The sequence below is a fragment of the Cognatundibacterium squillarum genome (genome assembly GCF_014652435.1).
Taxonomy (GTDB): Bacteria; Pseudomonadota; Gammaproteobacteria; order Burkholderiales; family Burkholderiaceae_D; genus Undibacterium; species Undibacterium squillarum.
This window is the reverse complement of sequence record NZ_BMYU01000001.1, coordinates 156,072-170,503: the sequence shown is the minus strand read 5'-3', so window position 1 is coordinate 170,503 and position 14,432 is coordinate 156,072. Positions and strand designations below refer to the sequence as shown.

Below are 14,432 nucleotides of genomic sequence, written 5' to 3'. Positions count from 1 at the left end.
GACACAAACTGCAAAAACTGCCAGTTTGCCTGAAAGCATGATGATGTCACAAGCCTGCGCATCATGCAGGCGGATAAATGCCACAGTTAGTCAGATCAGCGGCGCATTGGTGCGTCCGCTTTGTATGACGACTTTTAAGCTGGCAAGGTCAGGCGGCCGGTATGGTAATCGTATTCGTATACTTCGCCATAGCGTCCCCATTCAATCGCCACCGCCAGCACCCGTTGCGCTTCTTCCGGCTTCAGGAAATCCTCCAGCATTTCCAGCAGCGGCTGTTCTGAAATACTGCCGCTGGTTTCGGCCTCCAGCACCCGACGGATATGCGCCGCCAGCGGCACATGCATCAGTAATTGCTGACCAAACAATTCCTGTTTGCGCGCCTGATCTGCGACCGCGTATTCCTTGCCCAACGCGGTCAGCAGAATGTCGCCTTTTTCCAGTATCGCCAGACCGAGCAGGCTCATCGCTTCATAGACAGGGAACAATTCTTCGTCCGGCAATTCCGCTTCTTCTGTCAGTTGCGGCAAGTCGGCACGGCCTTCGAATGGCGCATCCATCAGCATTTCCAGCACGCCTTCAATGCGCGTGACATCGGTATCCGGCAAGCGGTAGCCGATATGGCGTACTGATCCGGTTTCCGAATGCAGATCACCGGAAGAACGCATCGTCATCAGACCATACACTTCATCAATCAGCGCACGGACTTCAGCAGAATCCGGATCACGCGGACGCGGCAGGTTCACCGGAATTTCGCAACGCACACGACCGGGATCGCTGGATAACAGAATGATGCGGTCTGCCATCATCACCGCTTCTTCGATATTGTGCGACACCACCAGAATGCCCTTAGTGGAAATGCGGCGCTCCTGCCAGAGTTCCAGCATATCGTCGCGCAGGGTTTCGCCGGTCAGCACATCCAGCGCGGAAAATGCTTCATCCATCAGCAGAATATCGGGATTCATCACCAGCGCCCGCGCAATACCGACACGCTGTTTCATCCCGCCGGACAATTCACGCGGCAACGCACCTCCGAAACCGGCAAGGCCGATCAGTTCCAGCACCGCATCGGCACGCTGCGCACGCTCTGCCGCACCCACGCCCTGCGCTTCCAGCCCCAGTTCCACGTTTTGCTGTACGGTCAGCCACGGGAATAAAGCAAATGACTGAAACACCATCGCAATGCCGGGCACAGGGCCACGGATTTCCTGACCGCGATACACCGCACTGCCTTTATCCGCGCTGATCAAGCCCGCCATCACACGCAACAGCGTGGATTTGCCGGAACCGGATTTGCCGAGCAAAGCGACGATTTCGCCATCCTGCAGACTGAAATCCACCTTATCCAGAATCAGACGGGACTGGCCGTCTGCCGCTTTAAATGATTTTGCTACCTGTGTTAATGCTAGTAATGCCTGACGGGTCATAAGTCCTCCGTATTGCCGCTGTGCGGCGCAGATGCGGTCAATCGCATGTTTCGGTGGCAGACCGGCGCAGCCTGTGATTGTTCGCTGTGCAGCCGGTCTGCAAATGGTGTTTGTCTGATGTGATAAAAAATTTCACTCATCAGCGCAGATGGCGCTCCGCCAGATCGTATAAGCGACGCCAGAAAAAGCGGTTCAGCAGCATCACAAAAATACACATCATGCCGATGCCCAGTGCGATGCGCTGAAAATCACCGGCTTCGGTCATTTGTTTGATATAGCTGCCGAGGCCATCTGCCACCAGCGTGGTTTTGCCCCAGGTCACATATTCCGCAACGATGCTGGCATTCCACGAACCGCCGCTGGCGGTAATTGCGCCGGTAATGTAGCTCGGAAAAATCGCCGGAAGATACACGCGCTTCCATTTCAGCCAACCCTTCAGTCCCAGATTGTCTGCCGCCAGCCGCAATTCATTCGGAATGGTTGCCGCACCGGCCACCACGTTAAACAGGATGTACCACTGCGTACCGAACACCATCAGCGGGCTGAGCCAGATATTCGGCGACAAATCCAGCGTGACCATCACCAGCACCACGCCCGGAAATAAAAAATTGACCGGAAACGCGGCCAGAAACTGCGCCACCGCCTGCACTTTTTGCGAATACGCAGGCCGCAAACCAATCCACACCGCCACCGGCACCCACACCAGCGAAGCAATCGCAATCAGCACCATCACCCGCACCAGCGTAATACTGCCCAGCACCGCCACATGCCCGACTTCTGCCCAGCCGACTTCGCTGTGAATGAAGATGGTTAAGCGAACCAGCCCCGCCAGCATCATCAGCCCGATCAGCAACTCAATCCAGAAGCCGGAAATTTGCCAGCGCGCCCAGAACGCAGGCTTGGTACTGCGCTGGTTTTCCAGCGGCAAAGCAAACCAGCTCAGGCTGCGCCCCAGCCAGCGCCAGAAACGGCTGCCCGCGCGGCGGAACCAGTGGCTGTTGCGCATCCAGTCCAGTAACCACGATTTCTGCGCGGTTTCGCTCTGGGTTTCTTCAAAACGGAATTTATCGGCCCATGCCAGCAAAGGCCGGAAGAACAGCTGGTCGTACAGCAGAATGCCGCTCAGCATCGCAAAGATCGCCCACAGAATTGCGGCGATCTGGCGCTGTTCAATCGCCACCGCAATATACGAACCGATGCCGGGCAGCTTGATGTCCTGCCCCGCCACAGCAATCGCTTCGGCCGCCACCAGAAAGAACCAGCCGCCGGACATCGACATCATCATATTCCACAGCAAACCGGGCATCGCAAACGGCAATTCCAGCCGCCAGAAGCGCTGCCACGCCGATAGGCGAAATACGCGCGCCGCTTCCTGCAATTCCGATGGCACAGTGCGTATCGACTGATACACAGAGAACGCCATATTCCAGGCTTGCGAGGTAAAAATCGCAAACACGGCGGCACATTCCACACCCAGCAGATTGCCGGGGAATAAGGCAATAAACGGCGCAATCGCAATCGCCTGAAAACCGAGAATCGGCACCGATTGCAGAATATCCAGCAAAGGAATCATGATGCGTTCCGCCAGCCGGAAACGCGCGGCAATTGCGGCAAACACCAGACTGAACACCAGCGACAAAAACAGCGCGGTGAACATGCGCAATATCGTGCGCAGCAGGTAATACGGCAGCACCGCAGGGTCCAGCGACACCGCCAGCGTTTCGCCCACCGCAAACGGCCGGCTCATTTGCATCGCCGCATACGCAAACAGACTGAGCACCGCCAGCACCACCGGCAACAAAGCCCAGTCCCAGCAGTTCGGTTTCGCGGATACGGATGTCGCGGACGACGGATTTTGAAAAACAGAAAACACAAACACTCCTTACCGCCACGCACGGACGGAATCACCTCTCAGCGGAGGAACACAGGAAAAACGTGATTTGTGAGCAGAAGAAAACGGAAACTGCTCTTGCTTACAGCAAGAAGCAGCGACAGTGCTGACAGCTTGCCTTTATTGACGATACGGTCGGGGGCAACTGTGACTGTCCATGGAAATATCCTTAATGAATCGAGACCAAAACTGTAACATGCAAGCTGCATCACAGCCAAGATGTTGCGCCGCAAAAATTTAATTCGTTTTGTATCAGCATCATCGCTTACGGCATCAAACCCTGCATATTGCACTGCGAAAACGTCTGTTTCTGCGCAAAACATCGGCGCTGCCGCTAACCGTTCCGCCCTGCTCCGGCATGCATTCAAACGCATCACATGACCCGTTGACTTGTGCAACTATCGTCATCCGCCAAATCCGCAAGCCCGGACTTTCTGCCGACGACAGCGGGGTTGCTATGCCGGAATCCGCATTTGGGGCATTTTCAGGCAATCTCAGGCTCTTTTTACCGGCTTTGGACGACTGCGAACCGAAATAAAAACACCGGCGTCTGTGTTCAGAGGCCGGTGTCTTGTGTGTACCAGACGGGCTGGTAAGGTAAGCGGTGGTCAGCGTTTGACGGCGGTGCTTAATACTTCGATTAAGTCTTCGCGGGCATTTTGTTTTGCCAGATCCATCGCGGTCTGGCCTTTCTGGTTACGCAGCGCGGCGTCTGCGCCCTGCTCCAGCAATAATTGCACAACCGCTTTTTTACCGAACACCACAGCCATCATCAACGGTGTCAGGCCGTTTGGCGCTTCGGCGTCAATATAGGCGTGATTTTCCAGCAGATAGGCAACCACTTCGGTACTGCCGCTGGCAGCGCCATAATGCAGCGCTGTCCAGCCCGGCTGATTCACTTCGGCTTCTGCTTCCACCAGTATCGTTACCGCTGGCAAAGAGCCGCCGAACGCGGCCAGCATCAGCGCAGTATCGCCATTATTGGCGCGGGCTTCTTTATCGGTTTTCGGAAATTTGGCCAGATAGCTGAGTGCTTTCAGGGATTTTTCGCGGGCAGCGATCATCAGCAGGGTTTCGCCACGTGCTTTCTCGCGGGTATTCACATCAAAACCCGCTTTCAGCATGGTTTCTATCGTTCCCGGATCATTGAAGCGCACCGCGAACAGTAAATCATCGACGGTCTCCTGCGCCATGGCAGCAACGGCAAACAGCGAGAGTACAAAACTCAGCAACAGACGGCGCAGGGTCAGCATGGTTTATCCCGGAATCTGGAACAGACGGAAGAAGTTTTCGGTGGTGGCGCGTTGTACTTCGGTGCTGGGCACGCCTTTCAGGTCAGCGATGAAATCGCCAACGTGTTTGACGAACGCAGGTTCATTGGTTTTGCCACGGAAAGGTACCGGTGCCAGATACGGCGAATCGGTTTCGATCAGCATACGGTCCAGCGGCACGGCGCGCGCGACTTCCTGCAAATCTTTGGCGCTTTTGAAGGTGACGATGCCGGAGAAGGAAATATAAAAGCCCATTTCCATTGCTGCCAGCGCCACTTCCATCGATTCGGTAAAGCAGTGCATCACACCGGCCACGCCGCCATCCTGCACTGCTGCGCCCTCTTCTTTCAGAATCCGCAGCGTATCTTCGGATGCAGAGCGGGTATGGATAATCAGTGGTTTGCGGCTCAGGCGGGAAGCGCGGATATGCTGACGAAAGCGTTCGCGCTGCCATTCCAGATCGCCGGTTAAACGGAAATAATCGAGGCCGGTTTCGCCGATCGCGACGATTTTCGGATGCTTTGCAGTCTCAGCCAGCATTTCTGCGCTGGGTTCCGGCGTATCTTCGTAATCCGGATGCACACCAACCGAGGCGTAGATATTGTCATGCGCTTCTGCCAGTGCCAGCACCTGCGGGAAATCCGGCAGATTCACCGACACGCAGAGTGCATGACTGACCTGATTTTGCCGCATTTTTTCCAGCATTTCAGGAAGGCGTGCCGCCAGTTCAGGGAAATTAATATGGCAATGGGAATCGATATACATGACAGACGACAAAAAAAGAAATTCCGGTACGAAGACCGGAATCATACTTGAAATACGGAACGGGCGAAAAACGCTGAAAAACCGGCAGCAATCTGCGACGATCAGCGTGACTGCGCAATCACCTTCATCACGGCTTCTGCGGTGACATTGGCGCTGTCACGCAGCAGGCTGGCATGCATTGCGCTGAAACGTTCTGTCAGATGCGCGCGGTTTGCATCATCCGTCAATTGCTTCCACAGCGCATCCGCCAGCGCCTGCGGTGTCGCGGCGGATTGCAGTAATTCCGGCACGATAAAACGCTGTTCCAGAATATTCGGCAAACCTACCCACGACTGGTAGCCCATATGACGCAGAATCTGCCATGAGGCTTCCATCATCTTATAGGCAATCACCATTGGCTTTTTGTACAGCGCCACTTCCAGCGTGGCCGTACCGGACGCCACCAGCACCGCGTCTGCGGCGGCAATGCAGCTGTGCGATTTGCCATCGGTCACGATCAGCGGCACGTCGTCGAGTTTGTTTTCAACCAGCAGACGGATAAAGTATTCGCGCTGTTTTTGCCCTGCCATCGGTACCAGAATCTGCAGATTCGGTTCGCGCTGCATCAGCAAACGGGCTGCGCCGATAAACGCGGCGGTGTTGTATTTGATTTCCGACATGCGACTGCCGGGCAGCATCGCAATTACCGGGAAACGGGTATCCAGCCCGAGCTCCTGACGAGCCGCCTGCACATCGACTTGTTCAGGAATCACCTGCGCCAGAGGATGACCGACATAGGTCGCCGGAATACCGGCTTGCTGGTAAATCGCTTCCTCAAAAGGAAACACCACCAGCATATGAGATACGGCTTTTTTAATCTTTTTGATGCGTCCGCCACGCCAGGCCCAGATCGACGGGCTGATGTAATGCATGGTCGGAATACCGGCTTCGCGCAGATCGGTTTCCAGCCCCAGATTGAAATCCGGCGCATCGACACCGATAAACACATCCGGACGCTCTGCCAGCAAGCGTTCACGTAACTGATTGCGGATACCGCTGATTTCGCGGTAATGCGCCAGTACTTCGAACAGGCCGCGTACAGACAGTTTTTCCATCGGCCAGTCGTTCACGAAGCCGTATTCGGCCATACGCGGACCGCCGATGCCGTGCATCAGGGATTCCGGCAAGCGCGGGCGCAGGCCGGACAATAAACGGGCGGCAAGCATGTCGCCGGAAGTTTCGCCGGCCACCATGCTGATGACCGGATGCTGACGATTTGTGCTCATCTCAGCGAACGATACCGCGTTGCGACACATCGAGGAAACTGCGCATGCGCTGCACGGAGTCTGCTGCGTCCGCTGGCAATTCCGCAATTTGCTGTTCCAGCGCGGCTTTTGCCTCTTCCAAAGTCAGGCCGGATTTGTACAAGGCTTTGTACGCATGGCGAATTGCATGAATCTGATCGCGGCTGAAGCCACGGCGTTTCAAACCTTCGAGATTTGCACCGTGTGCTTCGGCAGGATTGCCGGACACCAGCACATACGGCGGCACGTCCTGCGTGAGACTGGTGTTCATGCCGACAAACGCATGTTCGCCAATGTGGCAGAACTGATGGACGGCGGAAAAGCCGCTCATAATCACCCAGTCACCAACGTGCACATGGCCCGCCAGTGCAGCATTATTCGAAAAAACGGTATGGCTGCCCACCACGCAATCATGCGCGATATGCACATAGGCCAGAAACCAGTTATCGCTGCCGATACGGGTAATGCCCTTGTCCTGCGTTGTGCCGCAGTTAAAGGTACAGAATTCGCGCACCAGATTGCGGTCGCCGATTTCCAGATACGTCACTTCACCGCCGTATTTTTTATCCTGTGGCGGACCACCGATCGACGAGAATGCATGAAAATGGTTCTCTTTTCCGATGGTAGTGTGCCCGCTGATCACAACATGCGGACCTACTTTGGTACCGGCGCCGATGCTGACATCAGGGCCGATAATCGCATACGGCCCGACTTCGACAGTCGAATCCAGTTGTGCCTTAGGATCAATGATGGCGGTGGAGTGGATCAGCATTATTTCTCCGCTAATTCGTCAGTAGTACGCATCGTACACATCAGTTCACCTTCAACAACCAGCTGGCCGTCTACGGTACCTTTTGCCGCATATTTCCAGATGCCGCGTGCAACTTTGATGATTTCCACATCCATTTTCAGTTGATCGCCGGGACCTACCGGACGCTTGAAACGTGCGCCGTCAATGCCGAGGAAAAACACGACAGTTTTTTCATCCGGTTTCACATCCATGGTCAGGAAGGACAGAATCGCGGCAGTTTGTGCCAGCGCTTCAATCATCATCACACCTGGCATGACTGGTTTGTTCGGGAAATGGCCGTTAAAGAATTCTTCGTTAACAGTCACATTTTTGATGGCAGTAATACGCTTACCGCTTTCCCAGTCGAGCACACGGTCGACCAGCAAAAACGGGTAACGGTGCGGCAGATATTCTTTAATCTGGGTAATGTCGAGGGACTTCGTCGTCATAAATTGCTATTCCTTGTTTTTCGTTATTTTTTCCAGCTGGCGCAGTTTTTCACGCATGGTTCCGAGATTGCGCACGATGGCGGCGGTCTTTTCCCAATCTGCATTTTTTGCCAGCGGATAAAATCCTGTGTACTGCCCGGGTTCAGAGATGGATCTCGACACCAGACTACCGGATGAAATATGTACATTGTCGGCGATGGTCAGATGTCCGAGGATCATCGCAGCCCCGCCGAATGTACAGTGCTTGCCGATCTTTGCACTACCGGCAACACCTACACAGCCTGCCATCGCTGTATGCGCTCCTATATGGCAGTTGTGACCTATCTGAATCTGATTATCAAGTTTGACACCATCTTCAATAACTGTATCAGCCAGCGCCCCGCGATCGATACTGGTATTTGCCCCGATTTCCACATCGTTGCCGATCACAACGCGGCCCGTCTGCGGTATCTTGATCCATGCGCCTTTATCGTTCGCAAAGCCAAAGCCATCCGCTCCAATCACAGCACCGGAATGGATAATGCAGCGGTCACCGATGACACAGTCTTCATATACGGATACGTTGGGATAAATACGGCTGTCCGCACCAATACTGACGCCGCGCGCCAGCACCACACCGGGCTCAATCACCGTATGTTCGCCAATGACCACTTCTTCACCAATGACGGCATTCGCACCGATCGTCGCAGTCGCCGCAATCACGGCAGTCGCGGCCACCGAGGCATTCGGATGCACGCCAGCTGCCGGCGCAGGTGTATTCAGCGCAACAAACCATTGCGCGACACGCGCAAAACAGACGTACGGATTCGGGACAATCAGACAAACGCCCTGAAAGTCAGTGCCGATTTGTTCGTAATCTGCTTCGGTCAGCATCAGCGCTGCAGCCTGAGAGGCAGCAGCAACATGGCGGAGTTTGGAATTAGAAAGAAAGGTAATATGACCGGAGCCAGCTTCGCTGACCGGTGCAATACCAGAGACTGCAATGTCCGGCGAGCCGGTCAGCCGCCCTCCCAGGCGATCTGCCAGCTCACCCAGACGAATACTCGTCGTGGTCATAAATTATTTTGTGAGTGCTTTGAGAACTTTGTCAGTGATGTCAACGCGGGCGTTGTAGTACACCGCATCCTGCACCACGATGTCGTATTTTTCCTGCTCAGCAATCTGACGAATCGTTTTTCTGGCTTTTTCAATAAAAGCATCAACCTCTTCATTGCGACGCAGGTTGAAGTCTTCATTGTAAATACGCTGCTTACGTTTGAAGTCCTGATCAAGATCCGTCAGTTCACGCTGACGACGCAGACGTTCTGCGTCCGACAGAGAGGCAGATTCGCGATCCAGCTTATCCGCCAGCGTCTTGATTTTCACCGAGATGTCCTGCAATTCCTTTTTTTGCTTCGCGAACTCATTATCGATCTTCGCTTCCGCTACTTTCAGTGCCCCGGACTCTTTCATCACACGGTCAGAGTTAAAGAAAGCAACACGAATATCCTGAGCGCTTGCAAAACCAGCGCTGGATAAACCGCCTACGCAAAATACGACATTACGGAGAAATCTGGATACGTTCATAGCCTGACTCAATCAAAATACAGTCAAATACATCTTCACCGCCCACCGGATCAGAAACCGGTACCCATCTGGAACTGGAAGCCTTGCTTCTTGTCTTCCGGCTTCGCATTCAGCGCTTTACCAAAGCTCAGTTTCAGCGGGCCGACAGGAGAAATCCAACTGATACCGATACCGGCACCAAAACGGAAGTCCTTCGGACGCATCTTCTGACCTTCATCAAAAACCTGACCGCCATCCAGGAAGGCAAACCAGCGCAGCGATTTATCTGCACCCGGGAACGGGATCTGTAATTCTACATTACCGATAATCCGTTTAGCACCCCCTTGCGACTCGCCGAACGCATCTTTGGTACCGAGAGAACCCGGCTCGTAACCACGAACAGATCCGATACCACCCGCATAGAAGTTTTTAAACACCGGATATTTCTGACCAGACAGCCCGTGACCATAGTCAAACTCGCCATTCAGCGCCAAAACGACGGAACGGTAAATCGGCTGATATAACTGCGCCTGGTAAATCGCACGGTAATAGCGGGAGTTACCGGCAGCTGCCACTTCCAGGTTGGCACGCTGATAGCGGCCAATTGTCGGCGTCATCACACTGTCACGGCTGTCACGCTGCCACGCAACTGTCAGCGGGAAGGAATTGGTTGTTGCCTCACCGAGACCATAGTTTGGCGAAGTCGGATCTTTTTCAACACCGCTTCCGTTGGTTGCTACAAAGTTCAGATATGCACGAGGGCTGAGCTCCTTCGTAAATACATGTGTACGCTCTACCCCCATACCAAAGAACACTGTATCGACCTCAGAGAAAGGGATGCCGAAACGCAGGTTGCCCCCCATAGACTGTACTTTATAGTCCTGAGTAAAGCCGGCAAATGGTCGCTGTGTACGGAGGAATCCATCGATACTGCGGCTCACACCCTCATCTGTGAAATAAGGATCAGTGTGTGCAAGTACGATTGTTCGGTTCTGGCGGCTGGTATTCAGCTCCAGTGCCATCGTATCACCACTACCGAATGCATTCGCCTGCGAGATCGCACCGGACAATGTCAGGCGCTCTGCACTGGAGTAACCGGCACCGAACATCAGACTACCGGTTGGTTTTTCTTTCACAGACAGATTGATATCGACCTGATCAGCGCTGGTGGCGACTTCCGGCGTTTCGAGTTTAACGTCTTCAAAGAATCCAAGACGTTCTACACGGTCCTTCGATGCTTTAATTTTCTCACCGTCGTACCAGGAACTTTCAAACTGGCGGAACTCACGGCGAATCACTTCATCACGGGAACGGGTGTTTCCGGCGAGATTGATACGGCGCACATACACACGCTTACCGGCATCGACCTGAATCGTAAACGATGCTTCGCGGGTTTCTTCATTAATCTGCGGAACAGCGTTCACGTTGGCAAACGCATAACCAAAGTTACCCATACGCTCAGAAATACGTTTTGTACTTTCTGTCAGGCGGGCAGCATTGTAAGTATCACCTTTTTTCAGCAACATCAGAGAAGCAAGTTCAGCATCACGACCGAACAAATCGCCATCCAGTTTAATGTCGCCGATTTTGTATTTTTCGCCTTCGGAAATATTGATGGCGATATAGATATTTTTCTTATCCGGACTGATCGAAATCTGCGATGACAAAATTTGCATCGTCAGATAACCGCGGTTCTGATAAAAAGAACGTACGGACTCGAGATCGCCGGATAATTTTTGCTTGGAATACTGATCTGCTTTCGTGTACCACGAAAACCATGTCGAGGTATTCAGTGCCATCAGGTCACGCAGCTCTCCATCGGAAAATGCTTTATTGCCGGTAATTTTAATCTCAGCAATACGGGCAATTTCTCCCTCTTCCACAGCAAATGTGACGCGTACCCGGTTACGCTCAAGCGGCGTAATGGTGGTGGTGATTTGCATCCCATACAAACCCTTGGAGAGGTACTGACGCTTCAGCTCCTGCTCAGCGCGGTCTACCGTCGCTTTGTCCAGAATGCGGGATTCACCGATACCAATGTCTTTGAGCGCTTTTACCAGCGCATCTTTTTCGAATTCTTTGGTTCCGGTAAATTCGACGCCTGCGATTGTCGGGCGCTCTTCCAGAATGACAACCAGTACGCCATCCTGCTCTTCAATTTGAATATCTTTGAAAAACCCTGTTCCGTACAAGGATTTGATCGCTGCAGTACTTTTTGCATCATCAAAGACCTCGCCGACTTTCACAGGCAGATAACTGAAGACTGTACCCGCTTCGGTACGCTGCAATCCTTCTACACGAATATCTTTGACGGTGAATGGCTGAATTGCCCAGGCACTGCCGGAACATAATGCCATCGCAGCAAGTGAAAAAGCATGACGGCGAAATTGTGGCAAAGAGAAGTGCTCGATAGATAATTTCATTGGGTGTATGGATCTTTAATTGAGCTTATTTTGCGATCTGGAACAGATTTTTATATCAAGCCTGTTATTTTGACATATTGACGCACAATGTCATTAAAAAATGCTAATGCCATCAACATCACCAGAAGTGCGATTCCAACCTGTTGTAAACGTTGTGTTGTCAGATCGGATAATGCCTTTCCGCGCAAAATTTCCAGCGAATAATACAACAAATACCCCCCGTCCAAAACCGGCACAGGCAGTAAATTCATAACACCGAGGCCAATACTGATTGCGGCGAGCAGCGAAATGAAACTTTCGATGCCGACTTTTGCAGCTTTGCCGGCATATTCGGCAATCGTTACAGGCCCCGTCACATTCTTGATCGATGCTTCGCCCGTTACGATTTTCCAGAGTAACTTCAGGTTTAAAACGCTGCCATCCCAGGTCTTGCTGATACCGCGCGTGATGGAATCCAGTGCACCAAAACGCACGACTGTCGTTTCCGGCGGTTCTAGCGCAACATGCAGCTTGCCAACCAGCTTGCCGTTTCGCTCTTCTTCGGCAGGTGTAGCAAAAAGAGTTATGGACTGACCATTGCGCACAATACCGAATTCCAGTTTCTGCCCCGCAGAGCGTCCGATAATATCGACAAATACAGTCACATCCGGCACTGCCTTACCATCAATCAACTGAACACGGTCACCTGTCTGAAATCCGCTCTTCGCAGCAGGCCCATCCGGCATCACTTCATGAATAACAGCCGCAGGTTTAGCCAGCGTCATACCGGTTGCCTGAGCAAAATCTTTTTCGAGATCTTCCAGTCTGAACGCTCCCTCGGGAATAAACACACTGGAACGTGCCTGTGTGTCGCGCTCTACCTCGAAGCGAATAGCACGATGTTCCAGTGCGGCACCTACAATTGCATCCGCCAGCTGAGACCAGCCATGCAATTCAGTGCCATCGACACTGCGGATGATATCGCCCGTCTTAAACCCTGCTCTTGCTGCAACACCCGCCTCAGAAGTCAGTGCAATTCTTGGTAGCGGCTCGGTGGTGCCTGTAAAAAACAGTCCGGCAAATAACAGGATTGCAAGCAAAAAATTAGCGACAGGACCGGCAGCAACAATCAGCATCCGCTTCCACACAGATTGTCTGGTGAATTCACGATTTAAATCATGACCGGCAAGCTCTTCGTCGCTCATCGAGCGGCCGTCCAGCATGGATACATAGCCGCCGATCGGCAGCATTGAAATCGCCCACTCTGTCTGGTCTTTACCGAATTTCCTGGACCAGAGCACTTTACCCATTCCAAGCGAGAAACGGATCACCTTCACACCGCACCAGCGAGCTGCAAGATAATGTCCCAGCTCGTGGATAGACACCAGAATACTGATCGCGATCAGAAAGTGAAAAACACTGTACAAAAACATATCAGCTGATCCGGCTCACAGTAAATTCACGCGCACGACGATCCGCATCCAGAATACCATCCAGTGTATCTGCAGCCCCGGATTCAACACTATCCAAAGCATGTGCGATCAGCTTATCAATATCGCGGAAACCGATTTTCCGCTGCAAAAACGCTTCTACCGCAACTTCATTCGCCGCATTCAGAATCGCTGGCGCGGTGCCACCGGTTCTCAGTGCCGTATATGCGAGATCAAGGCACGGGAAGCGGACGAAATCCGCGTCATAAAATTGCAACTGCCCGACTTTCACCAAATCTAAAGGTGCAACACCGGAAGCGATTCGTTCAGGGTAAGCAAGACCGTAGGCAATTGGTGTGCGCATATCAGGATTACCTAATTGCGCCAGCACCGAGCCGTCTGAATAAGAAACCATAGAATGGATTACGCTCTGCGGATGAATCACAACTTCGATCTGATCTGCAGGTGCACCAAACAGCCAGTGAGCCTCGATGACTTCCAGCCCCTTATTCATCATCGTTGCAGAGTCCACCGAGATCTTTCTCCCCATAACCCAGTTCGGATGTGCAACTGCCTCTTCAGGCGTAACCGCATCTAAGGTTGACACATCCCGTTTCAGGAAAGGCCCACCGGAAGCGGTCAGCAGTACTTTAGTCACGCCAAGATTTGTATCATAAGCACGCTTTTCTGCAGGAAGGCACTGAAACACGGCATTATGCTCACTGTCAATCGGCAACAAAGCTGCACCACTGGCAGCAATTGCATCCATAAAAATCTGCCCTGACATGACCAGTGCTTCTTTATTGGCGAGCAGCACCTTTTTGCCAGCCCGCGCAGCCGCCAGTGTTGGCTTCAATCCGGCAGCGCCAACAATCGCAGCCATCACGATATGGCATTCCGGATCGGACGCCACCTCGGACAGTGCAAGCTCACCGTACAACACTGCGGTACCGCTGACACCAGCGGCATCCAGTTTCTGTTTCAGTTGATTCGCGGCTTCAGCTTTACCCAGCACAGCGAACTTCGGCTTAAATTGCACGCATTGTTCGAACAGCTTTTCCACTTGCTGATGGGCAGTCAGCGCAAAAACAGCATATTTTTCAGTGTGACGCCCGATCACATCCAGCGTAGAAACACCTATTGAACCGGTAGAGCCTAGTATCGTTACGTTCTGCATTTCAG

Annotated in this window: 13 protein-coding genes; all 13 read right to left on the bottom strand. The window is 52.9% G+C overall.

The features are described from left to right. Window positions 1-134: 134 nt before the first annotated feature. The 13 genes from IE092_RS00745 to ispC all read right to left on the bottom strand — a co-directional run bounded on the left by IE092_RS00745 (window position 135) and on the right by ispC (window position 14,427). Entirely contained in the window at window positions 135-1,424 is a 1,290-nt protein-coding gene (locus IE092_RS00745) for an ABC transporter ATP-binding protein (RefSeq protein ID WP_189355101.1), read from the bottom strand. A gap of 139 nt (window positions 1,425-1,563) precedes the next feature. Then, a complete protein-coding gene (locus IE092_RS00740; protein WP_373295312.1) occupies window positions 1,564-3,297 on the bottom strand; it encodes an ABC transporter permease in 1,734 nt (577 codons plus the stop codon). A 38-nt stretch (window positions 3,298-3,335) separates the two neighbouring features. Beyond that, window positions 3,336-3,689 (bottom strand): hypothetical protein, encoded by a 354-nt coding sequence (locus IE092_RS00735; protein ID WP_189355100.1) that lies wholly within the window; start codon window positions 3,687-3,689, stop codon window positions 3,336-3,338. 234 nt (window positions 3,690-3,923) lie between these two features. Beyond that, window positions 3,924-4,568 (bottom strand): ankyrin repeat domain-containing protein, encoded by a 645-nt coding sequence (locus tag IE092_RS00730; protein ID WP_189355099.1) that lies wholly within the window; start codon window positions 4,566-4,568, stop codon window positions 3,924-3,926. 3 nt (window positions 4,569-4,571) lie between these two features. Beyond that, a complete protein-coding gene (locus IE092_RS00725) occupies window positions 4,572-5,351 on the bottom strand; it encodes a TatD family hydrolase (RefSeq protein WP_189355741.1) in 780 nt (259 codons plus the stop codon). A gap of 101 nt (window positions 5,352-5,452) precedes the next feature. Beyond that, entirely contained in the window at window positions 5,453-6,616 is a 1,164-nt protein-coding gene (gene lpxB, locus IE092_RS00720) for a lipid-A-disaccharide synthase (RefSeq protein ID WP_189355098.1), read from the bottom strand. Window position 6,617: 1 nt separating this feature from the next. Beyond that, on the bottom strand, window positions 6,618-7,409 hold the full coding sequence (gene lpxA / locus IE092_RS00715; protein ID WP_189355740.1) for an acyl-ACP--UDP-N-acetylglucosamine O-acyltransferase: 792 nt from the start codon (window positions 7,407-7,409) through the stop codon (window positions 6,618-6,620). After that, on the bottom strand, window positions 7,406-7,873 hold the full coding sequence (fabZ, locus tag IE092_RS00710; protein WP_189355097.1) for a 3-hydroxyacyl-ACP dehydratase FabZ: 468 nt from the start codon (window positions 7,871-7,873) through the stop codon (window positions 7,406-7,408). Before fabZ ends, lpxA begins: the two co-directional genes overlap by 4 nt. 6 nt (window positions 7,874-7,879) lie before the next feature. Further along, window positions 7,880-8,929, bottom strand: coding sequence for a UDP-3-O-(3-hydroxymyristoyl)glucosamine N-acyltransferase (lpxD, locus tag IE092_RS00705; protein ID WP_189355096.1), 1,050 nt, complete (start codon window positions 8,927-8,929; stop codon window positions 7,880-7,882). A gap of 3 nt (window positions 8,930-8,932) precedes the next feature. Further along, window positions 8,933-9,439, bottom strand: a complete 507-nt coding sequence (locus tag IE092_RS00700; RefSeq protein WP_189355095.1) for an OmpH/Skp family outer membrane protein — start codon at window positions 9,437-9,439, stop codon at window positions 8,933-8,935. Between the two features lie 50 nt (window positions 9,440-9,489). After that, the gene (bamA, locus tag IE092_RS00695) at window positions 9,490-11,841 is read right to left on the bottom strand and encodes an outer membrane protein assembly factor BamA (protein WP_189355094.1); all 2,352 of its coding nucleotides are present in this window, start codon (window positions 11,839-11,841) and stop codon (window positions 9,490-9,492) included. A 50-nt stretch (window positions 11,842-11,891) separates the two neighbouring features. Further along, entirely contained in the window at window positions 11,892-13,253 is a 1,362-nt protein-coding gene (gene rseP, locus IE092_RS00690) for an RIP metalloprotease RseP (protein WP_189355093.1), read from the bottom strand. A 1-nt stretch (window position 13,254) separates the two neighbouring features. Next, window positions 13,255-14,427, bottom strand: a complete 1,173-nt coding sequence (ispC, locus tag IE092_RS00685; protein ID WP_189355739.1) for a 1-deoxy-D-xylulose-5-phosphate reductoisomerase — start codon at window positions 14,425-14,427, stop codon at window positions 13,255-13,257. Window positions 14,428-14,432: the final 5 nt, after the last annotated feature.